The organism is Brachybacterium sp. P6-10-X1, from assembly GCF_001969445.1.
Classification (GTDB): domain Bacteria; phylum Actinomycetota; class Actinomycetes; order Actinomycetales; family Dermabacteraceae; genus Brachybacterium.
The window spans coordinates 3644896-3670841 of record NZ_CP017297.1 but is presented as its reverse complement, the minus strand read 5'-3'; the positions used below and the strand labels follow the sequence as shown (position 1 = coordinate 3670841).

General features: G+C 69.4%; 23 protein-coding genes and 1 pseudogene. 16 read left to right on the top strand and 8 right to left on the bottom strand.

Annotation, left to right across the window (positions count from 1 at the left end):
• The first annotated feature begins 34 nt into the window (after positions 1-34).
• From BH708_RS16425 to BH708_RS16370, 12 genes are all read left to right on the top strand, one after another.
• Positions 35-973 carry a LysR family transcriptional regulator gene (locus tag BH708_RS16425; RefSeq protein ID WP_076810094.1) on the top strand — a complete coding sequence of 313 codons (939 nt, stop codon included), beginning with the start codon at positions 35-37 and terminating at the stop codon, positions 971-973.
• 138 nt (positions 974-1111) lie between these two features.
• Positions 1112-2005 carry a ribokinase gene (locus BH708_RS16420; RefSeq protein WP_076810093.1) on the top strand — a complete coding sequence of 298 codons (894 nt, stop codon included), beginning with the start codon at positions 1112-1114 and terminating at the stop codon, positions 2003-2005.
• A 27-nt stretch (positions 2006-2032) separates the two neighbouring features.
• The gene (locus tag BH708_RS16415; protein ID WP_076810092.1) at positions 2033-3019 is read left to right on the top strand and encodes a nucleoside hydrolase; all 987 of its coding nucleotides are present in this window, start codon (positions 2033-2035) and stop codon (positions 3017-3019) included.
• Positions 3016-3840 carry an ECF transporter S component gene (locus BH708_RS20050; protein ID WP_076810091.1) on the top strand — a complete coding sequence of 275 codons (825 nt, stop codon included), beginning with the start codon at positions 3016-3018 and terminating at the stop codon, positions 3838-3840. The genes BH708_RS16415 and BH708_RS20050 overlap by 4 nt, the downstream gene beginning before the upstream one ends.
• A complete protein-coding gene (locus BH708_RS20045; RefSeq protein WP_076810090.1) occupies positions 3837-4628 on the top strand; it encodes an energy-coupling factor transporter transmembrane component T in 792 nt (263 codons plus the stop codon). Before BH708_RS20050 ends, BH708_RS20045 begins: the two co-directional genes overlap by 4 nt.
• Positions 4616-5494 (top strand): energy-coupling factor ABC transporter ATP-binding protein, encoded by an 879-nt coding sequence (locus BH708_RS20040; protein ID WP_076810089.1) that lies wholly within the window; start codon positions 4616-4618, stop codon positions 5492-5494. Before BH708_RS20045 ends, BH708_RS20040 begins: the two co-directional genes overlap by 13 nt.
• 1 nt (position 5495) lies before the next feature.
• Positions 5496-6317 (top strand): energy-coupling factor ABC transporter ATP-binding protein, encoded by an 822-nt coding sequence (locus BH708_RS16395; protein ID WP_076810088.1) that lies wholly within the window; start codon positions 5496-5498, stop codon positions 6315-6317.
• 29 nt (positions 6318-6346) lie between these two features.
• Entirely contained in the window at positions 6347-7660 is a 1314-nt protein-coding gene (locus BH708_RS16390; RefSeq protein WP_076810087.1) for an NAD(P)/FAD-dependent oxidoreductase, read from the top strand.
• Positions 7657-8100, top strand: a complete 444-nt coding sequence (locus BH708_RS16385; protein WP_076810086.1) for a RidA family protein — start codon at positions 7657-7659, stop codon at positions 8098-8100. The genes BH708_RS16390 and BH708_RS16385 overlap by 4 nt, the downstream gene beginning before the upstream one ends.
• On the top strand, positions 8097-8771 hold the full coding sequence (locus tag BH708_RS16380) for a DUF1028 domain-containing protein (protein ID WP_076810085.1): 675 nt from the start codon (positions 8097-8099) through the stop codon (positions 8769-8771). Before BH708_RS16385 ends, BH708_RS16380 begins: the two co-directional genes overlap by 4 nt.
• Positions 8768-9919: an amidohydrolase gene (locus BH708_RS16375; RefSeq protein ID WP_076810084.1), complete on the top strand. Its 1152-nt coding sequence runs from the start codon at positions 8768-8770 to the stop codon at positions 9917-9919. Before BH708_RS16380 ends, BH708_RS16375 begins: the two co-directional genes overlap by 4 nt.
• 158 nt (positions 9920-10077) lie before the next feature.
• On the top strand, positions 10078-13872 hold the full coding sequence (locus BH708_RS16370; RefSeq protein WP_157236008.1) for a hypothetical protein: 3795 nt from the start codon (positions 10078-10080) through the stop codon (positions 13870-13872).
• An 18-nt stretch (positions 13873-13890) separates the two neighbouring features.
• On the opposite strand, the pseudogene BH708_RS16365 reads toward BH708_RS16370, so the two are convergent.
• The 3 genes and pseudogenes from BH708_RS16365 to BH708_RS16360 form a co-directional block, all read right to left on the bottom strand.
• Positions 13891-14658 (bottom strand): annotated as a pseudogene (locus BH708_RS16365) (SMP-30/gluconolactonase/LRE family protein); the annotation flags it as partial.
• Positions 14659-14682: 24 nt separating this feature from the next.
• A complete protein-coding gene (locus BH708_RS20615; RefSeq protein ID WP_371329876.1) occupies positions 14683-14823 on the bottom strand; it encodes a hypothetical protein in 141 nt (46 codons plus the stop codon).
• A 43-nt stretch (positions 14824-14866) separates the two neighbouring features.
• The gene (locus BH708_RS16360; protein ID WP_076810082.1) at positions 14867-15424 is read right to left on the bottom strand and encodes an MFS transporter; all 558 of its coding nucleotides are present in this window, start codon (positions 15422-15424) and stop codon (positions 14867-14869) included.
• A 173-nt stretch (positions 15425-15597) separates the two neighbouring features.
• Between BH708_RS16360 and BH708_RS16355 the strand changes: the two genes are divergently transcribed.
• From BH708_RS16355 to BH708_RS16345, 3 genes are all read left to right on the top strand, one after another.
• Positions 15598-18093 carry an ATP-binding protein gene (locus BH708_RS16355; protein ID WP_076810081.1) on the top strand — a complete coding sequence of 832 codons (2496 nt, stop codon included), beginning with the start codon at positions 15598-15600 and terminating at the stop codon, positions 18091-18093.
• Between the two features lie 120 nt (positions 18094-18213).
• The gene (locus BH708_RS16350) at positions 18214-19854 is read left to right on the top strand and encodes a hypothetical protein (protein WP_083713705.1); all 1641 of its coding nucleotides are present in this window, start codon (positions 18214-18216) and stop codon (positions 19852-19854) included.
• Positions 19855-20086: 232 nt separating this feature from the next.
• Positions 20087-20383, top strand: a complete 297-nt coding sequence (locus BH708_RS16345) for a hypothetical protein (protein WP_076810080.1) — start codon at positions 20087-20089, stop codon at positions 20381-20383.
• 449 nt (positions 20384-20832) lie between these two features.
• Here BH708_RS16345 and BH708_RS16340 read toward each other — a convergent pair whose 3' ends face one another.
• Entirely contained in the window at positions 20833-21573 is a 741-nt protein-coding gene (locus tag BH708_RS16340) for a GIY-YIG nuclease family protein (protein ID WP_076810079.1), read from the bottom strand.
• Between the two features lie 637 nt (positions 21574-22210).
• Here BH708_RS16340 and BH708_RS16335 point away from each other — a divergent pair.
• A complete protein-coding gene (locus BH708_RS16335) occupies positions 22211-22501 on the top strand; it encodes a hypothetical protein (protein ID WP_157236006.1) in 291 nt (96 codons plus the stop codon).
• A gap of 377 nt (positions 22502-22878) precedes the next feature.
• Here the strand turns inward: BH708_RS16335 and BH708_RS16330 are convergent, their stop codons facing one another.
• Genes BH708_RS16330 through BH708_RS16315 form a run of 4 tightly spaced genes read right to left on the bottom strand, consistent with a single transcriptional unit; the run spans position 22879 to position 25903 of the window.
• Complete coding sequence (locus BH708_RS16330; protein WP_083713704.1) at positions 22879-23721, bottom strand: NAD(P)-dependent oxidoreductase; 843 nt, start codon at positions 23719-23721, stop codon at positions 22879-22881.
• 36 nt (positions 23722-23757) lie between these two features.
• A complete protein-coding gene (locus BH708_RS16325) occupies positions 23758-24153 on the bottom strand; it encodes a universal stress protein (protein WP_076810077.1) in 396 nt (131 codons plus the stop codon).
• Complete coding sequence (locus tag BH708_RS16320; protein WP_076810076.1) at positions 24150-24857, bottom strand: RraA family protein; 708 nt, start codon at positions 24855-24857, stop codon at positions 24150-24152. Before BH708_RS16320 ends, BH708_RS16325 begins: the two co-directional genes overlap by 4 nt.
• The gene (locus BH708_RS16315; protein ID WP_076810075.1) at positions 24857-25903 is read right to left on the bottom strand and encodes a tripartite tricarboxylate transporter substrate binding protein; all 1047 of its coding nucleotides are present in this window, start codon (positions 25901-25903) and stop codon (positions 24857-24859) included. The genes BH708_RS16320 and BH708_RS16315 overlap by 1 nt, the downstream gene beginning before the upstream one ends.
• Positions 25904-25946: the final 43 nt, after the last annotated feature.

The window sequence follows — 25946 nt, the reverse complement described above, 5'->3', positions numbered from 1 at the left end:
GCCTCACACCCACAGCACAGCGTTACTGGTACCCATGACCCCGACACCGCCCTCCATCACCCTTCGCCAGCTCGCCTACTTCGCCGTCGTCGCGGAGGAGGGCTCCCTGACCGCTGCCGCCGAGCGGATCCACCTGTCGCAGTCCGCGCTCTCGACCGCGGTCAGCGAGCTCGAGCGGCAGCTCGACGTGCAGCTGTTCATCCGGCATGCCCGAGGCCTGTCGCTCACGCGGGACGGCGAGCGCGTGCTCGCCGAGGCACGGGCGCTCCTCGGCGATGCCGATGCGCTGCAGCGCAATGCCGGCCGGCTCCAGCACGAGCTGACCGGCTCGATCGTGGTGGGCTGCTATCCCACGATCCTCTCCTCGCTGCTGCCCCGGGTGATCGCGGAGTTCACCACGCAGCACCCTCGCATCTCCCTGGATATCAAGGAGGGCCACCAGGACGATCTGCTCACCTGGCTCTCCACGGGCCGGCTCGACCTCGCGATCGCCTACGACTACCACCTTGACCGGGAGCTCGCGGACAGAGGGTTCTCTTCGACGGTGCTGGCGCGTATCCCTCCGTACCTCCTGCTGCCGCCGGACCACCGCTTTGCCGGGCGGGACACCGTCGGCCTCGCGGAACTGATCGACGACCCCATGATCCTGCTCGACACGCCACCCAGCGCGGACTACTTCCGCTCCCTGTTCACCCGCACGGGTACGGAGCCGAACGTTGCCTTCCGCAGTTCCAGCTACGACTCGGTGCGCGGCCTGGTCGCCCACGGGCTCGGCTACTCGATCCTCACCCAGCGGGCTCCCCACCCGGTGGCCGCCGACGGCGCGCCCTACGTCGCGCTCGATCTGGCCGACGACTTCCCCGCCCTCGAGGTCGCCGCGATCGTCCCCGCCGGGCGTCGGCTCAGCCGCCGGGTCCGCGCCTTCATCGACAGCGCCGCGCAAGACCTCACCCTCAACCCGACCAGGGACTGAGCCGACCCATCGATCCCATCGATGGCAGGCACCGATTCTCTGCGCTGGTCCCCGCCGTCGCTGCCTCTTAGGCTCCCCTGACATCACCTGGCGCTGGAGCTCGTTCCATCGCCCCGTCGGCGAAGGAGCTGAAGACCGTTGGAGAGTGCAGGAACGGTACGGGTCGTCGGCTCCCTGAACGTGGACACCACGTTCGAGGTGGAGCACCTCGTGGAGCCCGGTCAGACGATCCTCGCCCGCGCCGTCACCCGCTCCCCCGGCGGCAAGGGCCTCAACCAGGCCGTCGCCGCGGCACGGCACGGCAGTGCGACCCGCATGATCGGCGCGACCGGTGCCGACGAGAATGCCGCGCTGCTGCGTGCGGCCATGGCCGACGTCCCCGGGCTGGACGCCGCGGCGGTCGCATCGCTGGACACCGCTCCGACCGGTGAGGCGATGATCCAGCGCGACGGTGCCGGGGAGAACTCGATCATCGTCTCCTCCGGCGCCAACGCGCAGCTCACCTCCGATCAGGTCTCCCAGCAGCTCACCGCTGTCGGCCCCGGCGACGTCGTGGTCTGCCAGCTCGAGGTGCCCACCGAGACGGTCGCGACCGCGCTGCGCCTCGGTCGCGCGGCAGGAGCGCTGACCGTCCTCAACGCCGCGCCCGCCGCACCGGTCGCCCACCTCCTGGCCGACGTCGACCTGCTCGTCGTCAACGAGTCGGAGGCGAGAGAGCTGCTGGGCGGCGCCTCGGGCTCCCCCGCCCGGGACCTGTTCGAGCGCTTCGGCTGCACCGCCGTGGTCACCCGCGGGGGCGCCGGCTCGGAGCTCTGCGACGAGCACGGCTCCGCCTCAGTCCCCGCCGGCGCGGTCGACGTCGTCGACACCACCGGGGCGGGCGACGCCTTCGTCGGCACCCTCGCCGCCGCCCGGGCACGCGGCACGGCGCTGCGTGCGGCCTGCGAGGAGGCCTCGGCCGCCGCCGCACACGTCTGCACCGTCCCGGGCGCCTTCGCCGACGCGACCGGCGCCGTCCTCTCCCCCGCCTGACCCCGCCACCGACAGGAGCCTCTCCCCGTGGAACACCTGATCATCGACTGCGATCCCGGCGTCGACGATGCGCTGGCCCTCATGATGGCCCTCGCCTCCGACGAAATCGTCGTCGACCGGATCACGACCGTCGACGGCAACGTCGGCCTCGACCGCGTCGCTCACAACGCCGCGACCGTGCTCGAGCTCTGCGATCGCACCGACGTCCCCCTGCACCGCGGCGCGGACCGTCCGCTCGCACGGGGGCCGATGCCCGCCTCCCGCGCCCACGGCGGCGACGGCCTCGGCGATGCCGGCTACGCCACGGAGACTCCATGGGCGGATCCCCGTGGTGCCGTGGAGGTGCTCCTCGAGGAGTCCGCCGCGGCCCCGGACGGGATCACGATCCTGGCGCTGGGCCCGCTGACGAACCTCGCCCTGGCCGTGAAGCACGATCCGACGTTCCCGCAGCGTGTGCGCCGCCTGGTGATGATGGGCGGCGCCGAGTTCACCGGCAACGTGACCCCGTCGGCCGAGTTCAACGTCCTCCACGACCCGGAGGCGGCGGAGGTCGTCTTCGCCGCCGGCTTCCCGCCGATCGAGATGATCGGGCTGGACGCCACCCGCCAGGTGTTCATGTCCCCCGGGATCCGTGAGCTGGTCCGCCAGCTCGGCGGCACCACCGGCCGCTTCCTCCACGACGTGACCGCGACGTACGTGGACCACTACTGGCGGAAGTACCGCGAGGTGGGTGCGGAGCTGTGCGATCCGCTCGCCTTCGCCCATCTGATCGACCCGGACCTGATCGACATGGTCCCCGCCCGGGTCGAGATCGCCACTTCCGGTGTGTGCGACGGCCGGACCGTCGTCTGGCGCACCTCGCGCTACCGGGACCAGGAGCCGAACGCGCTGGTCGCGACGAGCGTGGATGCTCGCCGCTTCTTCGACGCCCTCCTGTACTCCCTCTTCCCCGAGCACACGGCGGAGATCGCCCACGTGCTCGACCGCGAACTCTCCGTTGGAGGAACACGATGACCCTCGCCCGACGCGTGAGGGAGGACTTCTCCCTCATGGCGATCCTGATCATCCCGATCGCCATCGCCATCAACTTCGTGGGCGGCTCGCTCGCCCTCGCCCTGAAGCTGCCGCTGTACCTCGACTCCATCGGCACCTTCCTCGTCGCCATGCTCGCGGGCCCCTTCGTCGGCGCCCTCACCGGCTTCCTCAGCCTGGCGTTCGTCTCCGCGACCGACCCCACCACCCTCCCCTGGACAGTGCAGGCCGCCGCGGCCGGCGCCCTGATCGGATGGCTGGCCCGGCGAGGTCTGTTCCGCCGGGCCGTCGGCGTAGCCCTCGCCATCGCACTGGTGATCGCCCTGTCGGTGGCGGGCGTGGTCCTCATCCGGATGCTGGTCTTCGGTGGCTTCAACACGACCGGCTCGTCCTTGATCGCCGCCGTCATGGTCGCTGCCGGGATTCCGATGCTTCCCGCCCAGATCGCCTCGTCGTTCGTGTCAGAACTCCCGGACAAGACGCTCTCGATCCTGCTGGCGCTGGTGGTGATCCGCTCGATGTCCGATCGCTACCTGATCAAGTTCTCCAACGGCCACCTGTTCACGGCGCATTCCCGGCGCGCCCGGCGCGGTCGGCCCGCCGCCGAGGTCACCGACGGTGTCGAGACGCTCCGGCTCGCCCCGCTCGAGAGCCCCGTCCAGTACGGCTCCTACGACCGATGGCGCGGCACCCGCCCCACCGCGAACCCCGCGACCACCGCGAGCACTGCGACGTCCGCGCCCGCCGCGACTCCCGCGAGCGCTGCGACCCCCGCCCGTCCCCACGAGGAGGTCCGACGATGACCACCACCGCCAGCCCCGCCGACGGCGTGCGCGTCGACGCCCCGAGCAATCCGATATTGCGGCTGAACCCGATCACGGTGCTCACCGTGCTGCTGGCCGCCTGCGCGATCTCGTTCTTCTACGGCTGGCAGGTCACCGTCTGCCTGATCGGCGCGTACCTGCTGACGGCGCTCGCCGCGGGGCGCCTCGGCCGCTACCTTTCCCTGTGGCTGCGCTCCGTGGTCCTGCTGTCCGTGGTGGTCTTCGCGCTGCAGGCGCTGCTCTACCCCGGCGAGACCGTGGTGTACGAGCTGCTGTTCCTGGACATCACCGCCGAAGGCATCGCCAAGGGACTGCGCATCGCCACCATGGTGATGAGCATCGGCAGCGCCCTCATCCTGGGCAGCGTCCTGATCGACATCCGCCGCATGACCCGGGCGCTCGAGCAGCGCGGCACCTCCCCGACCGCGAGCTACATTGTGCTCTCCACCATCACGATGATCCCGCAACTGCGCTCGCACATGATCACGATCATGGACGCCCAGCGGGCCCGTGGCATCGAGACCGACGCCTCCGCGCTCGTGCGGGCGAAGGCTTTCGTCCCCACCATCTCGCCGCTCATCCTCAACTCCATCGTCGGGGTCGAGGAGCGGGCGCTCACCCTCGAAGCGCGCGGGTTCTCCTCGAAGGGGCCCACGACGAGCTTGGTCCGCATCCCCGACACGGCCGTCGACCGCACCCTGCGCGCTCTCACCTACGCGGCGATCGTGATCGCCCTGGCAGTAAGGATCTGGCTGTGGATGCAGTGACCATCGAGAACCTCACCTACACGTACCCCGAGGCCCCCGGGCCCGCCCTGCAGGACATCGACCTCACCGTCGGGGCCGGCGAGCTGGTGTCCGTGGTCGGGGCCAACGGCTCCGGGAAGTCGAGCCTGTGCCAGGCGATCCGCGGATTCATCCCGCACTTCTTCGGAGGCGAGATGACCGGCCGGGTGGAGGTCGACGGTACGGACATCATCACCCAGGAGATCGGCGACCTCGCCGGGACCGTCGGCTTCGTCTTCCAGAACCCGTTCACCCAGATGAGCGGCGTCGCCCGGACCGTCTTCGGCGAGCTCGCCTTCGGTCTCGAGAACCTGGGGATCGCTCCGGCCGAGATCCACGAGCGCGTCGAACGGATCCTGGACGACGCGGGCCTACAGGGCCTGCGCGACCGGGACCCGATGCAGCTCTCCGGCGGTCAGCAGCAGCGGGTCGCCCTGGCCTCCGTGCTCGTGATGGACCAGCCCGTGCTGGTGCTCGACGAGCCGACCTCGCAACTGGACCCCGCCACGACCGACAGCGTGTTCGAGCTGATCCTGGCCGCCCGCGCGCGAGGCCGCACGATCGTGCTGGTCGAGCACAAGATGGAGCACGTGGCCGAGCACTCGGACCGCGTGATCGTCATGGACGGCGGCTCGATCGCCCTGGCCGGCACCGCGTCCGAGGTGTTCTCGGATCCTCGGTCCGAGGCCCTCGGCACCCGGCTGCCCGAGAGCATGTACCTGCGCCGCGCCCTGGAACCGTCCGGGCTGCGCCTCTCCCCCGCCCCGCTCCGGCTCGAGGACCTGCTGCACGAGGTCGCTGCCGGCCTCGGCGTCCCGCATCCCACCACCGCACCGGAGGTGCACTGACATGCCTCTCGTCTCCCTCGAGCACGTCTCGTACAGCTACCCCAACGGGTTCCAGGCCGTCGACTCCGTGAGCTTCGGCGTCGAGGCCGGCGAATCGGTGGCGATCATCGGCCAGAACGGGGCCGGCAAGACGACCACCGTGACAATGATCAACGGCCTGCTGCGCCCCACGAGCGGGACCGTGCGCATCGACGGCACCGACACGGCCCGACAGACCGCCGCCCAGACCTCCCGCCGGGTCGGGTACGTCTTCCAGAACCCCGACGACCAGATCTTCAACCCCACCGTCGCCAAAGAGGTGGGCTACGGCCTGCGCCGTCTCAAACTCTCCACCGCCGACCGGGACGAGCGGGTCACCCGCGCCTGCGAGGCCGCCGGGCTCGGCGCCGCGATGGGCACCAATCCCTACGACCTGCCCCTGTCGATCCGCAAGTTCGTCGCGATCGCCTCGGTGCTCGCGGCGGATCCGGAGGTGGTGATCCTCGACGAGCCGACGGCCGGCCAGGACCTCGCCGGGCTGCTGCGCCTGACCGCGCTCATCGACCACCTCCAGCAGCGGGGCAAGGCGATCATCACGATCTCCCACGACATGGAGTTCGTCGCCCAGAACTTCGATCGCGTGATCGTCATGGCGGACCGCGCCGTGGTCCGCGACGCCCGGGCCGACGAGATCTTCTACGACACCCGCGCCATGGACCGCGCGAGCCTGCGCCCGCCGGCCCTCGCCCAGGTCGGCGCGCTGGTGGGGCCCGAGGTCGGGCTCGACATCGACCGGCTGAACGCGGAGCTGGCCTCGCGCTCGCACGCTGCCACCTCCCGTTGATCCCCTCACCCGCCATCGAACGGAGCCCCATGACCGCCTCCCTGCCAGAGTCCACCGAGGTCGTCGTCGTCGGCGCAGGCCAGTCCGGCCTCGCCGCGAGCGCCCACCTCACCCGCCAGGGCATCCCCCACCTCGTCCTCGAGAAGGCCGACGTCGCCGATCGCTGGCGCCACGGCCGCTGGGACTCCCTCGTCGCCAACGGACCGGCCTGGCACGACCGCTTCCCCGACATGGAGATTCCCGGGGTGGGTCCGGACGAGTTCGCCACCAAGGACCAGATGGCCGACTACTTCGCCGTCTTCGCCCGCCGCATCGACTCCCCCGTCCGCACCGGCGTCGAGGTGCGCTCGGTGACGCGTCGGGACGGGGCCCCCGGCTTCCTCGTGAAGACCGACCGAGGCACGATCGCCGCCGGCAGCGTCATCGCGGCGACCGGGCCCTTCCAGGTCCCCGTCGCGCCGGGCATCATCGGCGAGGACCTGGTGCCCCACCAGATCCACTCCGCGGACTACCGCAATCCCGAGCAGCTGCCCGAAGGTGGCGTGCTCGTCGTGGGCGCCGGCTCCTCGGGCGCCCAGATCGCCGAGGAGCTCCGCGCGAACGGGCGCCGGGTGCACCTGTCCGTCGGCCCCCACGACCGGCCCCCGCGCAGCTACCGCGGCCGCGACTTCGTGTGGTGGCTCGGGGTGCTCGGCAAGTGGGACGCGACCGCCCCGGATTCCGAGCACGTCACCATCGCCGTCAGCGGCGCCCGCGGCGGGCACACCGTCGAGTTCCGGGAGCTGGCCGACGCCGGCATCACCCTGGTGGGGCGCACCGAGCCGGCCGCGGACGGCCGGCTGCGCTTCGCCGGCGACCTCGAGCGCAACATCGCCGCCGGGGACGCGAACCTGCTGGGGCTGCTGGCCGAGGCCGACGCGTACTGCGCGGCGAACGGGCTGGATCTCCCCGAGGAGCCAGGCGCTCATCTGCTCGGCCCGATGCCCGCCTGTGTCACCGACCCGGTGCGCACGCTCGATCCGCGCGCGGCCGGCATCACCTCGATCATCTGGGCGACCGGCTACCGGCAGGACTTCAGCTGGCTGCAGGTCGACGCCTTCGACGAGACCGGCCGCCCCGCCCACGAGCGCGGCGTCTCCACCGAGCCCGGCATCTACTTCCTGGGCCTGCCGTGGCTGTCCCGCCGCGGCTCGAGCTTCATCTGGGGCACCTGGCACGACGCGATGCACGTCGTCGACCACATCGAGACCCGGCGCCGGTACGCGCGGTACTCACCCGACCTGCCCGCGTCGCCGCCCCGTTCCAAGCCCGCACCGCGACTTCTGGAGGAGATCGCCCGATGACCACCCATACGCGCATCCGCCCCTTCACCACGAAGGACACCTACCCCGAGCAGAACCTCGACAACGACCTGTGCCAGGCCGTCGTCGCCGGCGGCGTCGTCTACCTGCGCGGCCAGATCGGCCAGGACCTCGACACCCGGGAGTCCGTCGGCGTCGGGGACGTGGGGGCCCAGGCGGAGAAGGCCATGGCCAACATCGACTTGCTGCTGCAGGAGTCCGGCAGCCGCCTCGCCGACATCGTGAAGGTGACCGTCTACCTCACCGACATCCGCTACCGCGAGACCGTGTACCGGGTGATGGGACGCTGGCTGCGGGGCGTGCACCCCGTGTCCACCGGTCTCGTCGTCGATGCACTCGCCCGCCCCGAATGGCTCGTGGAGATCGACGCGACCGCGGTGGTCAGCGACCCGGCAGACGATCACGAGGCGGTGACCCGGTGACCTTCTCCCTCGTCGCCCGCGACGCGCGCACCGGAGCGCTGGGCATGGTGGTGAGCTCCTCGAGTCCGGCCGTCGCCGCCCGCTGCCTGCACCTGCGCGCCGGAGTCGGCGCCGTCGCCTCCCAGAACGTCACCAACCCGGCACTCGGCGCCGCCGTCCTCGACCGGCTCGAGGCCGGGGAAGCGGCGGACGCGGCCCTCGCCGCCGTACTGGGGACGGAGCAGCACGCCGACTTCCGTCAGCTCACCGTCGTCGACGCAGGAGGCCGCACCGCGGAGCACTCCGGCGAGAACGCGCTCGGCACGCGGGCGGCTGCCGTCGGGGACCAGTGCGTCGCCGCCGGCAACCTGTTGGCCGACGAGGCGGTGATCCCCGCGATGGTCGCCGCCTTCGAGGCCGCCGACGGCGAGCAGCTCGAGCACCGGCTGCTGGCCGCGTTCCGCGCCGCCGTCGCAGCCGGCGGCGAAGCGGGAGAGATCCGCTCCGCCGGCCTCGCCGTCGTCGACGACGTGCCCTGGTGCACCACCGACCTGCGCGTCGACGACGCCGAGGACCCGCTCGGCGAGATCGAACGGCTGCTGGCGCTGTGGATGCCGCAGAAGGCGGACTACCGCCTCCGCGCGCTCGACCCGACGGCCGCACCGTCCTACGGCGTCCCGGGGGACGAATGAGCACGGAACGGCTCCTGCACGCCGTCCAGGCGGAGGTCGAGGAGCGGCGCGAGGAGCTGGTCGGGATCAGCCACCATCTCCACGCCCACCCGGAGACCGCCTGGGCCGAGCACGCCTCCGCCGCGTTCCTCGCGGAGAGCCTCGACGCGTGGGGGTTCGAGGTGACCCGGGGTGCGGCGGACCTGGCCACGGCCTTCGTGGCCGAGCACGGCACAGGGTCCAGGACCATCGGGATCGTCGCCGAGTACGACGCGCTGCCGGGCCTCGGCCACGCCTGCGGCCACAACGTCATCGCGGCCGCCGCGCTCGGCGCAGCCCGCACCCTGCAGCCCGTGTCGGGCGAGCTCGACCTGCGGATCCGCGTGCTCGGCACCCCGGCGGAGGAGGGCGGCGGCGGCAAGATCCCGATGCTCGAGGCCGGCTGCTTCGACGGCCTCGAAGCGGCGCTGATGGTCCATCCCGGCCCGGCAGACGCCGTCCTCGCCCGCCCCCGCGCTGTCGCGCACTTCGACGTCGAGTACCAGGGCACAGCCTCGCACGCCGGGGCCTACCCGCACCTCGGGGTGAACGCCGCCGACGCGTTCACCGTCGCCCAGGTCGCCATCGGGCTGCTGCGCCAGCAGCTGTCCGATTCCCTCCGCGTCCACGGCATCGTCCAGGAGGCGGGCACGGCGCCGAATGTGATCCCCGGCAGCGCCCGCGGATCCTGGTACGTGCGCGCGGACACGCTCGAGGAGCTCGACGTCGCCTTCGAGCGGGTGCGCGCCTGCTTCGAGGCCGGAGCGATCGCGACCGGGTGCTCGTGGGAGCTCACGGAGACCAGCCCCCGCTACGCCGAGTTCCGCAACGACCTCGAGCTCGCCGAGATCTTCACCCGACTCGCCGCCGCGCAGGGCCGGGACATCAATCTCGCCGAGGACGGGCCGCGCGGCATGGCGACGGCCTCGACCGACATGGGCAACGTCTCCCAGCGCGTCCGGGCGCTCCACCCCTACCTGGGCATCGATTCACTGCCCGCGGTGAACCATCAGCCCGAATTCGCCGACGCCGCCGCGACGCCGGCGGCGGACCAGGCCGTGCGGGACGGGGCGGTGCTGCTCGCGCAGACCGTGGTCGAATTGCTCGCGGGCGGGGTGCGCCGGGGCTGAACAGGCCGCTACCTGGAGCTGAGCGGCACGCCACTGCACTCCCGCACTGACACTGATCAGAGAGGGGCTGGCGGGCGACCATCTCAGCGAGCTTGTCGCGAAGGGCTCGCAACTTGTGCAGTGCGGCTAGCGTGATCCCACAGGAATGAGGAGGGTCCGTGCTGCCACAGACAGTCCACAAGGCCGAAGAAGACACCTTTGAATGGGTGTGCGGCGGGATCATCGAGAACATCGCCGAGGATCTCGGGATGGCTCCCTCGAGAAGGCCCGTGCTAATGGCCCCCAGTCGGGACGGCGGGGTCGAGGCGAAGATCTCCACGAGCTCCGGAGACCTCGCGATCCAATGCAAAGCGTTTGCATCCTTCGCCGCCGAGGTCTTGAGTGTCATGGAGTCCTTCTCTAGCTTCCTCGCCAGCCCGGAGCACGCCGCCGTGACCACCTACGTCTGGTGCTCCACCGCGCACAGGACCAGCGGCGCAGGGCGCGGCACGAAGCGCACGACGGGAAACGACTCCAAGTCAGCGAAAGCGCTGCAGGAGATGTCAGACCTCGCTGCCGCGGAGAACCGCGATGTCGACGTCATGGTGCTCTTCGCCGAAGACATCGACAGGATCATCCGCGAGCATCGCCCCGAGTACTTCCGCGTGATGGCCGCCCTGTCGCCGATCCGGCTCGAGGACATCTCGAAGTACTCACTCGCCAGAGCAGGAGAGATCCTCTCCCGTCTCGGCGACGACGACGTCCCGCAGCTCCAGTACCCGACCCACGAGACGGCAGAGGTGCTCGACCGAACTGCGGCGGCATCAGCCCTCCCTCATCACGTCGACGTCAGCGGGCTCAAAGAGGCTCTCCACGAGGTCGACTCCCGGGCGCGAGCGGTCACGCTCCCAGGACCACACCAGCCCCGCCACAGCGACGGTGCCGAACGCATCCGTGAGATCGGAGCACGACTCACCCTCGAGAACTCTGTCCCCGCGGGCGCCCTGGCACCCGAGCTCCATTCCCTGGAAGACGCTGCGGAGAGCGCAGCCGACACCGCGATCTCGTTCCTGAGGGAAACACTCAGCGCACCTCGAGACAACTCCCCCGACCGGTTCGAACTCGACATCCTGAAGGACAGGGTGCGCAGATACGTCCGAAGCCTCATCATCCTGCTCGAACGCGTCGAGCCCCTGATCGCCACCGCTGACGCGGCTGTCTCCGGCGGTCTCCTGATCTCAGGGCAGTGGGGCACCGGCAAGAGCTACCAGCTCGCTCAGTTCACCGTGCGTGCTCTCGCGGCCGGGACACCGGTCCTGCTGCTGCGAGCACGCGACTTCACGCTCTCCGACGCCCCGATCCTGGCACAGCCTTGGCGAGGGAGCTTCGAGAACGAACGGGCCGAGTCCTCGGAGATCGCCGCCATGCTCGACCACATCAGTCACCGCGCAGGACGGCCGCTCCACCTCGTGATCGATGGCCTCAACGAGGCGGCGCTGCGCGACCTCCCCTCCGCGTTGGAACGCCTCCGCGAGGTGCTCTCCAGGAACCCGAACATCCTACTGATCATCTCGAGCCGTCGAGACATGATGCCGCCCGGCGACACCCCTCTCCCGGAATGGGAGCACTCCTCGCCGGATCGCGTGACGATCTCCCGCTCGGTGGAGCGCGCACTCGGCGCACCTCCCGGCACTCGCTGGCGCACGGCGCTGTCGAACCCGCTTCTCGCCGCCGTCGCCGTCCGCGTCCTCGCCGCACGCGGCGAGGACTCGTCGCATGCAGTCGGCACCACGGCGCTCCTCGATGCCTGGGTCAACGTGCTCGCCGACGAAGGCGCACAGGCCCTGGACCTGACGGAACGTGCGATCAGGAGCGTGATCGATGCCGTCGCAGAAGCACGCGGGACCACAGCGGTCACCGATCTGGCGGCGTCGACGCACCTGGCCGCCGATCAGGTCGATGCCGTCGTCCACCGTCTCGGCGGCGAAGGGCTCCTGGAGTGCGATCCCGTGACCGGATCGGTGCGCTTCCGGTTCGAGGCGCTCCATGACATACACCGCGCTCGTCACGCGATCCGTCGCGGCGAGATCGATGCGCACGTCTCCGCCCAGGACGAGGACCGCCGGGAATGGCTGCTCGGGGTGATCGCCGAGCTCCTGCCCACAGAGGATCCCCCTCGCGAGCTCCCGGACGTGCCGCCTCGGGAGGTCGCCAGGGAAGCGATCGACATCGCCTACGCCCTGTCCTTGAGCGCACGGGACGACTCGCGATTCACCGCACGGACCGAGAAGCACGCGGAGCGACTGCTCCGTCAGGGTTCGGAGGCGAGCAAGCTCATCGTCTGGTCCGTGCTCAGCGCTCCGCGCCGCCGCACCCTCGGGATCGCATGGCTCGCCGAGCTGCTCGGTCGCCTCGACCTCCCCCAGCGATCGACGTTCTGGCCGCAGACGCTTGAGAACCTGTGCGACGGAACCCAGGACAGCCAGCAGCGGATGGAGGATCTGCTGAGCTGGTACGCCATCGAGGGATGGCCGGCGTCATCCCCTGGAGACGCCCGTACCTCCATGGAGCTTCTCGCCTGGATGGGATGTGCCGGCGTGAGGTCGGAGCTCCCCGCCTTCGCGATAAGCAGCCTGACGGAGCTCCTGCACAGCCACTCGGAGCAGCTCCGGCCCGCGGTCGACACCCTCCGCTCTGTCGATGACGACCATCCCCTCGATGCCCTGCTCACGGCCGCTGCCGGTGTAGTCGGTCGATGGCCGCACTCCCGAGCTGCGGAGATCGTGCGCGAGGTCTGCACCGGGATGCTGGAGGACGCCGACCGCCCCGCGTCGTATCGTGCTCTCGCCGCGCTCCACTCGGCGACCGGGTCCGAGTGCCCCATGCACGAGTTCCTCGCCAAGATGCTTCCGCCGACGCCGCCGATACGCCGGTTCCAACGGCGCACGTTGATCCCCGAGGACGACCGCGCGATGTTCGCGGATGGACGTTCCCCGAGTGATGCGGAGCGATTCGAGGCCGGCATCCTCCGGTCTCTCGGCGTGTCCTGGAAGTTTCGCTCCACGTCATTCCGAGACGATGCCGAGGATCCCGTGGCCGAGCACGTGCTCTCGCTCGTCCGTGGTCGGTGGCTCGCCAGGCAGTACGCCGACCACCCCACGGGGGCGCGGCTCTTCTCCTTTCAGGAGGGCGTCATCAAGGCGGGATCGCCCGAGAATCCCGCCGGCGAGCGCCTCATCGATCCGTCGGACGCCTGGGATGTCTACCCTGACCCCACCGCGCCCCTGTCGACCATGCTCTGGAACTCCGACGAGGTCCGACCTGAGACCTGGTGGGCCGTCGGCGTTCCGCACGAGACGGATCCGCAGCCAGAAGTACTCGTCGTCGATCCCGAGGGCACCGAATGGTTCGTCGTCGACGGGATGTTCCGTCACCTCGCACCGTCGAGGACCGACCCGCCGACCATGCCGACGCTCAGACTGGGCCGTCAGCGGTGGATGATGCGTGAGGACGACGGTCGACCCCTTCCAGGCCGTACTCGTCACGAAGTGGTCCACGTCGAGAAGGCAAGACTGACGCCACCGCTGGATCCCACAGGTGACGCGACACCGCGCCATGAGCGCCCTCGAACGCTCTATGCGCAGTGCTTCTCCGTGTTGTCATCGGAAGGCGAGCTCGTGCCGACCCTCCATGACGTCGATCCCGCTCCTCTGTCCGCAGACCTGCTGCAGCTGCTGGGCGCTCGGTGGACGGGGTGGCGGCTCGACTGCGTCGACGCGCAGGACGAGCTCGTGATCACGGATCCCGCGACGGGTAGGGATGCACCCCATGCTGTTCTCGTCCACGCCGATGCCCTCCGCCGAGCCCTCGAACGCACCGGACGTCAGCTCCGGGTCAGCCTCACCACCACGGACCTCCATTCCGGGCACCATCGAGGACCGACCGACCGGACGACCGACGTCACCATCAGGTAGTCGCCCGCCCATGGGGGGTCACCGCCGAGCCGCCACCGCAACCTGCGCCGTCGTCCTGATCCGGTAGATGCTCGAGGTCGCGCAGATGTAGAGCGTGCTGCCGTCGGCCCCGCCGAAGCAGCAGTTCGCGACCTTCTCCGGCACCTCGATCTCGCCGAACTTCTCCCCGGCAGGGGTGACGACCTGGACGCCGGTGAGCGAGGAGGTCCAGATGTTCCCCTCGGTGTCCACGCGGAACCCGTCGGGAAGCCCCGACCCCACTTCCACCAGCTCACGGCCGTTCTTCGCATGCCGTCCCTCGACCACGTCATAGGCGTGGATCGAGTGCCCGCCGGGCCGGTCGGGGTTGGGGTTGTCGCGGTCGGGCGGGTCGATCGAAGAGTCGGCGACGTAGAGGATCGATTCGTCGGGCGAGAACGCGAGCCCGTTGGGCGCCTCCACGTCGATCACCACGGGGCTGAGCGAGCCGTCCTCCGGATCGAAGCGGAACACGTAGCGGTCCCCGTACTCCTCCTCCCCCGCATGCTCCTCGATCGGTCGCTTGATCCCGTAGGAGAGATCGGTGAACCAGATCGTCCCGTCGGACTTCTCCACCACGTCGTTCGGCGAGTTCGGGCGGGCGCTGCTGAAGCGGTTCACGAGGACCTCCGGAGCGTAGTCGGCGCCGGACGTGGAGGCGGAGCGGTCGATCTGCACGGCGCGGCGCCCGTGGGAGCACTCGATGACCGAGCCGTCGCGGGCGAGGGTGCGACCGTTGGTGTATTCGGCCTCCACGCTGATCTCGACGGTCGTGCCGTCGGCCTCGGAGAACTACAGCACCCGGTTGCCGGGGATGTCGCTGAAGCGCAGCACGCCGCGAGCCGAGATCCAGGCCGGGCCCTCGACCCAGGTGAAGCCGCTCGCGACCTTCTCGAGTCGTGCGTCGGGGGCGAGCAGGTGGTCGATGCTCATGAAGGGTACTTCCTCGTCGTCGACGGACGACGGATGGGGTGGGTCAGGCGGCGGCGTCGCGCTGGGCGACGCGCACGGTCTCGGTGATGCGGGCCAGGGGGATGAAGCCGATTCGGCAGATCAGCGCGAGGATCACGTAGTGCCAGGTGAAGCCGAGCTGGGTGATCACGATGCCGGAGACCGCGGAGGCGAAGATCCCCGAGACCCCGAGGGCCACGCCGATCATGATCCCCAGCGCCGTGCCGGCGGCGCGGGGCACCGAGTCGACGAGCGGCGCGTAGCCCACCGGGAACGGGGCATTGCGGAACAGACCCCAGATGAGCAGGATGATCCAGGCCGTGACGAGGTCCTGGAGGACGATCATCGCCAGCAGACTCCCCACCCAGCCGACGATGAGGAAGGCGATCGAGAACTTCCGACCGAGGCAGTCCGAGAGGGTCCCCCACACCACCTGACCGATCCAGCCGGTCAGGCCCGAGGCGCCCGAGGCGCCCGAGACCAGGATCGCGTCGGAGACGCCCATGCCCATGTCCATCAGCTGGGTGGTCAGGAAGGTGACCACGCCCGCCTCACACCACAGGAACAGGAAGCACAGCACCACGGCCCAGCGGACATTCGCATGCTCTCCCCACAGGGCACAGCTGACGATCTACCCGATGCCTGTAGGTCTTCGGGCCTTGCAGGCATGCTCCTGGCAGACTGGTCCTGTCACCACCACCGGAATGTCGAGCTCGCACGCGTCCGTCGGCGACGCATGAGGCAAGGGGGATCATCATGACAGAGACCGACCGCATCGCCGAGGACGCCGCCGCCGACGTGATCTGCGACGTCCTGGATTCGCTGGTGCGCGGAGGCTTCACCCTCGACGACGAAGAGCTTGCAGAAAAGATCTCCCAGCGCCTGCCCGAACCGTCTGCCACTGACCCTCGCCCTGTGCGCGCAGAACCCGCCGCTGTGCATTCCATCGCTGTGCAGGGAATCCGCTCTTTCGGGCCCGAGCAGATCCTCCGCCTTTCCGAGGGATTGACCATCGTGTACGCCGGGAACGGCAAGGGGAAGACGAGCCTGTCGGACGCCTTCGAGCTCGTCGCCAAGGGCGCGACCACGCGGAGCAAGGGTCTCCCCCAGGCCATGTCCGAGGTGAAGGACAAGGACCACATCACCCACCGAACCTTGGAGGGAACTCCAGATCCCGAGCATCCGCCGCGCGTTACGGTCCGATACCGCCGCGGGGAGCAGCTGGTCGACTGCGAGTGGGCCGACTTCGACACCCCCGCTCCCCGCCACCCCGACCTACAGGTCCTGCCCCGTCGCCTGCTGCGCGAGCTCGTGAACGCGAAACGCACGGAGCGTATCGAGCCGCTCGGTGCAGCGCTCGGACTCGCGGAGACCAGCGCGAGCTGGACCGCGATTGCGAAGGCGCTCGGGGAGAAGGCGAAGGAGGCCAGCGAGGGCGGCGAGCCGTACCTGCAGTTGCTCGAGCGCGAGGTCGCGCTCGACGAGGAAGAGGACGCTTGCGTCCCCGCGCTCGAGCGATGGGCAAGGGAGCAGAAGATCCAGCCGGAGAACCTCCCAAACTCGCCGTCGGCCGATCCATGGCGGCAGCTCGCCTGCGAGCTCGAGGCGGCGACAGATCCGGATCCCTTGGGCGCGCCGCTCGACTCCGAGACCGCTGCGTTGCTGAATGCGTTCGTCGAGGTCGCCGAGCCCGATGAGCATTGCCCCGCCTGTGCGCAGGCACCGGTACCGCAGGCTCGCCTCGACGAGGTGAGGGCGTTACTGGACGCCTCGGAGGCGGCTGCACGGAAAGCTGCAGAGAGAACAGCGCTGGCACAGCGTCGCGATACGTTCGCCGCCCAGATCGCGGGCTGGCTCGCCGCGACCGCCCCTCCGGAGCGGCCTGACCGCCCGGAACCCGAGGACTGGCGGCAGGCGCTCACCGTGCTCCACGACGCCTTCACGCAGAGGGAGCAGCTCGACGTGGCGCCTTGGGCGCGAGGAGTGGCGGGCGCCCTTGAGCGCCTGGACGTGGCCCGTGCCCAGATCGCACAGACCGCCGTGGACGATGCAGACCCCGCTCGTCGCCGCGCCGTCGACGCGATCACGGCCGACGCCGACGGGACGCGCAAGGCCCTCGACGATCTGAAGGTCCGCCGCGTCGCCCTCGCCCCCATGCTCAAGCGCGCTCAAGCGACGACCAAAGCCCTGTTGGTCACCCGGGTCAAGGACGAGTTCGTCGAGCTCGAGGGACCGATCAACGACTGGCTCGGGATCCTCGGACCCGAGGGCACGCCGCGCATATCCCTCTCCGCGAAGGCCACCTCCGGCCGGCCATCGCTCGACCTGCTCGTGGCCGGCCTCGCGGACGGCGCCACGGCGCCGCATGCCACCGGGTATCTCTCCGACGCCCAGCTCGACATGCTCGGGATGTCCGCCCACCTCGCGCGGATCGAGCGCGATCATCCGGGCTCGACGATCGTGATCGACGACCCCAGCGACATGCTCGACTCCACGTCCCGCAAGTCCCTCGCGAGCAAGGGAATTGAGCGCCTGCTCGACGGTGGCGGCCCTCCGGCGCACCAGGTGCTCGTGCTCACCCATGACGATCAGCTGGTGCGCGATCTGTGGGACGGGCACCGCCACCGCAACCCTGCGACCGTGCAGGACACCATGGAGATCCACCGAGACCAGGATGGTACGGACAGCTACTCCGTCCTGACGTCACGCGGCACCGCACAGGCCGTGGCACGCGCGCTCAAGCTGAAGAAGGACTACTGGGATCAGCATCAGGACCGGCTGTGGTTCCGCGCCGCCTTCGCCGCGCACACCCGGCAAGCCGTCGAGATGTGTGCGAAGGACGTCGACATGCTGCTGGGGCAAGCGGGGCTTGACCTGCATCCGGAGAATCGCGCACCGGACGAGTCCAATTTGCTCGGCTCGGTCAGTGACAGCGTGCTCGCGACCCTGCGGGAGACCGTGGACCGGTGGTGCGATCACGGACGCCACATTCCCGCGCGATGCCAACTCGGCGAGTTGTCGGACCTGCTCTCCAAGAGCTCCACCAAGTTCCTGAACTCGGGCGCCCATGCCGACGTCGTCCTCCCTGAGGCCACCTCCACGTGGAACGTCCTCGAGAGAGTGGAGAAGCTCGCGGACCAGCTTGCCACCTCCGATGGTCACCCCCGGTCGAGCTGGACCACGCATTCGCCCTTGGCGAAGGCACTGCGCACTGGCCAGGACTGCCCGAGCTGCCTGACGCCGTCATCGTGAGCGTTGGAGGACGGCGTCGCCCCGCCTGTCTGCCCTGGAGAACATACTGTGACGGGAGAGACAGACCTGGTGCGGAGATCACCGTCCGTACCTGAGCAACGGCCCGTGAGCGGAGGCGACATGGCGATCCTGTACCGAGCGATCTGGAGTGACCCGGCGAGTGAGGACTCCGCCGAGCGCTTCACCCGCATGAAGGACCACGCCTGGTCCTGGGCCCATGAGGGAGAAGTGGCCCAACCCCTCCAGGATGGGCCGACGAGTCATCCACTCCGTCAGGGCGGCACCCGCGCGATCGCAGTGCGCGCCTTCACCACCCCCGAAGGAGTGGATGCTTTCGAGCTCGCCACCGAGGACGCTTCGACCACCACCACGACCATCTGGTCCACCACGGTCCGCCTCCTGCACGGGACAGACGAGCTGACGGTCCTGGTAGAGAACCGGATGGACTCTGACATCCCGACCGAGGAAATCTCCCGCGGACGACCGCGGGTGGTCCACCACCTGCTCCAGGAGTCGACCGCTCCCACCTTCGGGGGCAGCCGGGTGGCGGGAGAGGTGATGCCCTTCCCCGCAGCAGGAGTCGGCGTGCTCACCGAGGTGCTCGCCTCCGACGACCGGGAGATGCCTGTGATCGTGTGCACCGAGCCCGACGGGCAGGACGCCGACACCTGGGGGAAGACTGCGGAGGTCATCGCGAAGCGTTCCGAGGGTGTCGCGCTCGTGGTGACGCTCGACCGTGCTGCGACCGCGACGCTCGCCGAGGCTCTCGGCACGAACGCCGTCCACAGCGGCGGGATCCGGGTATACCTGCCCACTCCAGTCACACGCTGGTCCGAGGGCCGCCAGCATCGCTTCTACTCCGCCCGGCGCCTGCACGAGAGGCGCGAGATCGTGATCGACCGGGTGGTCGACACCGTCGCCGAGCTCTCGACACGGCGCCGCATGCCGCGGGCGTTCCGCGTGTTCTCGGACCCTGTGCTCGCCGCACCTGTGCTGGAGGACGGAGCCGCCAGCGCCGATGTGCTCGCCGCTCTCCGTGAGGAATGGAGCGAGCTCGTGGATCAGGCCGAGAGCGATCTCCAGGGGCTCGAGACCGAGCGCGATGCGCTGCGCAGTGAACGGGACGATGCCCAGGAGGAACTCGCCAGTTCGATCGCGCATCTGAATCGCCTGCGCGAGGTGCTGCGCGAGGACGGCAAGGAACATCTCCTCTTCGCCACCGAGCACGACACTGGAGACACCATCCCCGACACCGTGGAGGACATCGACGAGGCCATCACCGCCGCACAGGGCTATCTGCAAGAGTGGCTCGCCGTCCCCGACGGCGCGCGGCGGGACCTCGCGAAGCTGACGACCACTTCCAACGCCTCCGCCTGGGGGAACACGACGTGGCGCGGACTGCGCGCGCTCGCGGGGTACGCCCGTGACCGGAGAGAGGGCTGGGAAGGTGGCGGGTTCTGGCAGTGGTGCGAGAGCGGACGCCCCGGCACCTGGCCCGCCACCGTCAAGAAGCTGTCGATGACAGAAAGTGACTCCGTGGTGCACTCGAGCCGTCACTACGACGCACGACTGTTCCCCGTGGAAGAGACCTTGAGCAGCGATGGGCGGATCCACATGGTCGCCCATCTGAAGATCGCCGAGGGTGGCGGGAATCTCGCACCACGGGTCTACTTCCTCGACGACACCGGGGGTGCTACCGGGAAGATCCACGTCGGTTTCGTCGGCCCGCACTACCTGGTGCCGAACAAGTCGACGAACTGAGACCGCGGGCTACAGGGCGAACTCGATGGACTTCCCCCTCGGCTTGCCAGTGCTCGATCGGTTGCACATGACCAACGCGCGCGTGCCACTCTGCGTCGCACCAGCGCGTTCTGGAACCGGTCCGCTCTCCGCCTCCTGCTGAGGCTTGGTGCGGGATGTCGGTCCCCTTCGACAGACTCAGAGACATCCCGGCTGCGAGCAGAACGCGGCCACCGCACCGAAGGCAGGCATCATGTTCCCCACTCGTGAACTGAACGACGGCTTCGAGCGCCTTCTCGAGCGCGACCGCGTCCATCAGCTTCTCCTCGAGGCACACCCCGAGCTCGAGGACCGCATCGAGGTGGATAACGCGAACCCCATGCTCACGATCCCCTCCGGACGCGGCGGCGCGATCATCCTGTGGAAGGGTGACCACGCGGGCATCATCCGGTGGCGCATGGCCGCGCCGGGCAGAGAGGGCGTGGCCGTCGTGGAGCCGGATTCGATCGAGGACTTCCCGGGGTTGGTGGCGGAGGCCCTCGCCGAATAGTGGACAGGTGGCGGCCGCCCGCGGACGACGCGAGGATATCGCCCGTCCTCCCTGTCGTCGACGTCCTTCGTCAACGAATCGCCCCGGGTTCGTCAGAGGCTCGCAAGCGCCGCGTCGACGGTTGCCAGCACGGCCTGACTGCGATGGCAGGTGTCTTCGGGCTCGAAGGGCGGCATCATTCCGATCACTCCGTGCAGTCGCCGGTGATTGAACCAGTCGATGGCTTCTGCGATCGCGGCTGCGACCGGCAGCAGCCCCGTCAGGATCTCGGACCAGAATACGGCCTCGACGTGCCGCTGGAACTTCGGGTGTCCGGGAGAGCGAAGCTCGGGTCGTATCGCTCAATCCGCTGACAGTTGACCACGAACCATCACCCACCTCCGAGGTCACGGGGGTGCTGTGACGTCCAGTTGAACCCGCCGTCGCGTCAACTTGTCAAAGCGCCTGACTCACGACACGCTGTTGCCGTAGACGGGGCCGCTGTTGGCCCGCAGTCCCACGAGCCGCTTTCCCTTGATGTCCCGAAAGTTGTCCTCGCTCGGATCGACCAGCGGAATCACGACTCTCGACCGATAAGGTGAGCCGAGGCTTTCCCAGTCGGAAATCGGTTCCCACCTCTTTTCAGAGTCGACTCGCCAACTCCCGAGGACCACGTTGCCACCCCCCTTGAGCAGCGCCACCAGGTGCCGGATACCTGGTCGTTTCGCCGCGGAAATGTTCCAGTACTTCTGTGCGCGCGTTGCGAACGACGCTGCCTCCCGCCCCCCGAACGGGGTCGGCCGCACGTCCATCTCCGCAGCGGAGATCGAGACGAACACTGCGTCTCCTAGCTCCTCAGCATGCACCTCACCGTCCCTGAGGGCGATCGCCGGGCCGAGCTCTCTGGTCGACACCACTCCGGCGCGGTTGGTTACGAGGCCCGGCGACTCATCGTCGACGACAACCTCCATCCCGGCGAACGAAGCCACATGGATAGCGACCGCTTCCGCTTTCCGCGCGTCCGCGCGCGAACTGAAGGGCTCCACGGTCTGCAGGATCACCGTGGTCGACTCCTCACGCAGCGCGTCGGCGTCAGCGTTGTGCTTCCCGAAGATCCGCTCCAGGCTGTTACCTATCCCTATATACACCTTCTTCTGTTTCGCGTTCTCGAAAATGTACAGCCAACATTGCGCCATCGTGATTACTCCCATTCATCGGCTCCAGTGCAGAGCTGTGGTCACTCCCAGATGGCCATCCTTTCGCACCTCGGCTTCGGTGCGCCTCACGACCGCGACCGTCTCTACCCACGGAACAAAACCCAGGGCGTTTCATTCGAGAGTGCTGCGGAAAGTCCACTCGAAGGATCACACGATGGCCGCGTCCACGTCCGTGACGATCACGGCGACCACCGCGATACACCACTATCCGGGACTCAACTCACCGTGTTGGATCCGTTCAATGATCCTGGCACCGTCCAGTTGATCGACGACCCCCGCTTCGAACCCCACTTCTGGGCGGTGACGCTGCTGGACGGGTTTCGCCCGCCGAAGCTCGAGGGCTCCTGCGAACCCCTGGGGCCAGCCGCGATGACCTGCCTACCAGCATCCCCGACTGTGGGGGCACCTTTGACACCGTGCATGATCTGCGTCACATCCATGGAGCCGACCCAACTGTAAACACCAGCTCTACATCAGCGACGACAATATCATGCCGACTAAAACGCCTGGTCAGAGTGCCACAACTCCTCGAGCGTGAAATCCGATTGTGGGATCGTGGAGAGATCTACAAACGAAAAGGAAAGACGCCATGAGGAGTTTCAGGCACTATCGACATCGGTACACCAGCGCAGTGGTTGCAACCGTGGGACTCGCGTTCGCGCTGGCCATGGATCTGGGCATCCCGAACATGGATGGCTTCACCGCAGGTTTCGGAGTGTTCGTGGGAATCTGTGCAATCGTGTTCGCGGGCGCGATCGCCGATGAGCAGATGGCTTCCCGTCGCGGTCAGTACGTGAGCCCGGCCATTGCGGCCCCGCGAGCTTTTCCCAGGGGCGCGCATAGCGCCAAGCGTCGGTCCAGTTGGCCGCTCGCCGCTGCGAAGCCGCGTTTCAGCCCTGCGCGCTCGAGGCGGTCCCGCTGATGGGTCGATGCGCGCGCAAAAACGGACCGGAGTCGTCGAGTCGGTCGCCCGATTGAGTCCCGCATTGTGGTGCAGCGCGGTGGTTCCGTGATCGTCCCGGACATGGACGCGGCCACCGCGCTACATCCCTCCAAGGAACTCCACCCCACTCGACGCCGCAGCGGATCAGGGGCGCGTCTGCATGGCACTGATCGGCCAGATTCGGCTGCTGTTGTGGTCCACGTCGTCACCCTTGAATGTCGTGCAGTCGCCTACGTCGTCCTCGCATTCACAGCAGATTCGTGGACCGACGCAGGGAATGGGTAGAGTTCCCCACTCGGGAGGCATCACCGTGAACAGGCTGCGGGGCAGGCGTCTGCCGTCCGCGCCGGGCACGGTCACCCGGTCTGTGCGGGCGCTGACTCGTCCTGCAGTGCCCGGTGCACCTCCGCCGCTGCGCGGGACATCGTCGGGGTCACACCGAGGTCGTCGAGATAGCCGGCCACGGACTCCATCTCCTGATGGCGGCGGGCGGCGTGCAGGACGCTGCCGCGCAGGAAGCGATCGATCGTCCCCTGCCCGTCGCCGGAGAGCTCGCGGGCGATCTGCCCTCGGATCCACTCCTCGTGCCCGGCAGCACGGCCGGCGCGCACCGCCTCGGTGACAGCGGCGGCGAGGCTCTTCATGAACACGCTGCGCACCAGCTTGTGCCCCATGGCGGCACCGATCTCCCCCTCCACCACCTGCACGTCCGCGCCGAGCGTGCGCAGGATCGGCGCAAGGGCCCGTGCGCCCGGGCCGGCGGTCATCAGCGGCGTGCCCGCTCCCAGCTGCACGACGGGCCCCAGGATCGCCACGTCCGCCGGCCGCACCCCCGGTACGCACGCGAACACACCGGTCAGCTCCTGCTTCGCGGCGGGCGCGGCGGAGGTGAAGTCGGCATACAGGGTCCCGGGGCGCAGTGCCGGTGCGGCCTCCCGCGCCACAGAGAGCCCCACGGATGCCGGGGTCAGCGTGAACACCATGTCAGCGCGCTCCACCGCTGCCTCGAGATCGTCCAGGACGGTGAGTCCTTCGACCGCGCCTGTGCTGTACGGGTCGTAGCCGAGCACCTCGTGCCCGGCGGCGGCGAGCGCGGCGCCGTAGATGCGGCCCACCTCCCCGAGTCCGAGGATGGCGATGGTCGTCGGTGTGGCAGCGGCGTCGGTGTCCGGGGTGTGCGGGGTGCTGGCTGCGGGCATGAAGGGTCCTTTGCGATGCAGTGGGTGTGGGAGCGGTCAGAAAGGCAGGCGGAGGGCGAGCACGTCGCAGGGGGCGTGGAGCAGGACGTCCTGAGCCACGCTGCCCATGAGGAACTTGCCGGTGCGGGTGCGCTGGCGCAGGCCGATCACGACGATCTCCGCCGAGATCTCCTCGGCGGTGTGGATCAGTGACTCCGACGCGGTGACGGCCTGGGTGATCTGCCGGACCTCGGCGTCGATCCCGGCCTCGGCGACGTGTTCGCGCAGCCGGTGCAGGTCCGCCGCGGTCGCCAGGCCCCGGTCGGCGCAGGCGGAGCCGGTCGCGGAGTTCAGGATCAGCAGCGGACTGCGTCGTCGCTGCGCCTCCGCGCGCGCGGCGTCGACGACGAGGAGTCCGGCCTCGGTGGGCGTGAATCCGGCGAGCACCGTCATGACCGCACCTCCGCGCCGTCGGTCGCGGCAGTCAGCGACTGGTCGATCCACTCCCGAGTGGCGAGCTCCTTGGCCTGCTTGGCCTCGGCGGCCTCGGCGATGGCCTCGGCGGATTGGAGGGGGACGACGACCACGCCGTCGGGGTCCCCGACCACGATGTCGCCGGGATGGACCGCGACTCCGCCCACCGCGATGTCGATGGACAGCGCGAAGGGTCCGTCCTTGTAGGGGCCGGAGGGGGTGCGGGAGCGAGCGAAGACCGGCATGTCGTACTCGGCCAGGCCCTCCGCGTCGCGGACGGCACCGTCGATCACGAAGCCGCCGACAGCGCGGATCTTGGCGCGGCCGGCGACCAGCTCGCCGATCAGGGCGCGGGCCTGGTCCCCGCCGCCGTTGACGACGATCACGTCGCCGGGGCGCACCTGCTGCAGTGCCTCGTGGATGCCGCGATTGTCACCGGGACGGGTCCAGACGGTGAAGGCGGGGCCCACCATGGTCGCCCCCGGCCAGGCGGGCTTGATGCCGGGGTCCATGGCGCCCAGGCGGCCCATCGCGTCGGCGATGTTCGCGGACGGCAGCCGACGGAACCGCTCCACCAGGGTGGGGGCGGGCCTGTCGGGCGCTGCGCCGGCGAGCCGCCCGCCGGGGACGGGAGCAGCGGGTGCGGGGGCGTCGGTCGGAGAGGAGACTGTGGCGCCGGTCATCACTTCGCCTCACGGACCAGCGGGTACAGCTCCTCGAAGAGTGCCTGGGTCTCGGTCCAGTACTCGGCGTACTCCTCGCTGTCCTTGTACGCGGGGGCGAGGCCCTGCTGGGTCATCTTCTCCTCGAACTCGGGTGTCGCCATGACCTCTCCCATGGCGTCGGAGACCGTGGTGATGACCTCGTCGGGGGTGCCGGCAGGGAAGGCATAGCCACGCGAGGAGGACAGGGAGACATCGATCCCGGCCTCGGCGAAGGTGGGAACGTCGGGGACGAAGTCGCTGCGCTCCTCGTCCATCACGCCGATGATCCGCAGTTCGCCGGATTCCTGCAGGGACTGGAGATCGCTGATGTTGGCGAGCAGCAGTTCGGTGTTCCCGCCCAGGAAGGCGGTGGTCGCGGCGGAGGCGCCGTCGGCGAAGTGGACCGGCGCGATCTTCGCGCCCGTCGCCTTCTCCAGCATCGCGAGCGCGAAGTGCTCGTTGCTGGCCACACCGGTGGTGGTGGCGCGCAGCTCACCGGGAGCGGCCTCGGCGGCGGCGATCAGGTCCTCGGGGGTCTCGATGTCGCTGTCGGGTGCGACCGCGATGGCGGTGGGGTCGATGACCTGCAGGGCGACCGGTGCGAAGTCCTCCCGGGTGTAGGTGGCGCCGCGGCTCTCGTCGATCACGGTCATGATGGCGGAGGGGAAGTTGATCGTGCTCATGGTGTAGCCGTCGGGCTCGGACTGCGTGAGCTCGGTGTAGGCCAGCTGCGAGTTGGCCCCGGGCTTGTTGACGACGGTGAACGAGGTGCCGAGCTTCTCCTCGAGCGCGGTGGCCATCAGCCGCGCCCCGGTGTCGGTGGAGCCGCCGGCGGAGAAGCCGACCACCAGCGTGATGGGCCCCGTCGGGTAGTCGACGCTCGCGCCGCCGCCGGAATCGCTGGAGCCGCCGGAGCCGCCTGAGCCGCCGCCGACGTTGGCGCAGCCGGAGAACAGCAGGGTCGCGGTGAGACCGAGCGCCGGAGCGGCGAGGGCGCGGCGCGAGATGCGGGGTGTGGAGGACATGGAACGTTTCCTTTCAGGGTGGGTACTGCAGGGGCGAGCCGCC

Coding starts and splice junctions, on each gene's coding strand:
- BH708_RS16425 (WP_076810094.1), top strand. CDS start 35: ATGACCCCGACACCGCCCTCCATCACCCTTCGCCAGCTCGCCTACTTC.
- BH708_RS20050 (WP_076810091.1), top strand. CDS start 3,016: ATGACCCTCGCCCGACGCGTGAGGGAGGACTTCTCCCTCATGGCGATC.
- BH708_RS16330 (WP_083713704.1), bottom strand. CDS start 23,721: ATGCCCGCAGCCAGCACCCCGCACACCCCGGACACCGACGCCGCTGCC.
- BH708_RS16350 (WP_083713705.1), top strand. CDS start 18,214: ATGGCGATCCTGTACCGAGCGATCTGGAGTGACCCGGCGAGTGAGGAC.
- BH708_RS20615 (WP_371329876.1), bottom strand. CDS start 14,823: ATGAGCATCGACCACCTGCTCGCCCCCGACGCACGACTCGAGAAGGTC.
- BH708_RS16340 (WP_076810079.1), bottom strand. CDS start 21,573: ATGGGAGTAATCACGATGGCGCAATGTTGGCTGTACATTTTCGAGAAC.
- BH708_RS16385 (WP_076810086.1), top strand. CDS start 7,657: ATGACCACCCATACGCGCATCCGCCCCTTCACCACGAAGGACACCTAC.
- BH708_RS20045 (WP_076810090.1), top strand. CDS start 3,837: ATGACCACCACCGCCAGCCCCGCCGACGGCGTGCGCGTCGACGCCCCG.
- BH708_RS16395 (WP_076810088.1), top strand. CDS start 5,496: ATGCCTCTCGTCTCCCTCGAGCACGTCTCGTACAGCTACCCCAACGGG.
- BH708_RS16355 (WP_076810081.1), top strand. CDS start 15,598: ATGACAGAGACCGACCGCATCGCCGAGGACGCCGCCGCCGACGTGATC.
- BH708_RS16320 (WP_076810076.1), bottom strand. CDS start 24,857: ATGACCGGCGCCACAGTCTCCTCTCCGACCGACGCCCCCGCACCCGCT.
- BH708_RS16345 (WP_076810080.1), top strand. CDS start 20,087: ATGTTCCCCACTCGTGAACTGAACGACGGCTTCGAGCGCCTTCTCGAG.
- BH708_RS16375 (WP_076810084.1), top strand. CDS start 8,768: ATGAGCACGGAACGGCTCCTGCACGCCGTCCAGGCGGAGGTCGAGGAG.
- BH708_RS16390 (WP_076810087.1), top strand. CDS start 6,347: ATGACCGCCTCCCTGCCAGAGTCCACCGAGGTCGTCGTCGTCGGCGCA.
- BH708_RS16315 (WP_076810075.1), bottom strand. CDS start 25,903: ATGTCCTCCACACCCCGCATCTCGCGCCGCGCCCTCGCCGCTCCGGCG.
- BH708_RS16325 (WP_076810077.1), bottom strand. CDS start 24,153: ATGACGGTGCTCGCCGGATTCACGCCCACCGAGGCCGGACTCCTCGTC.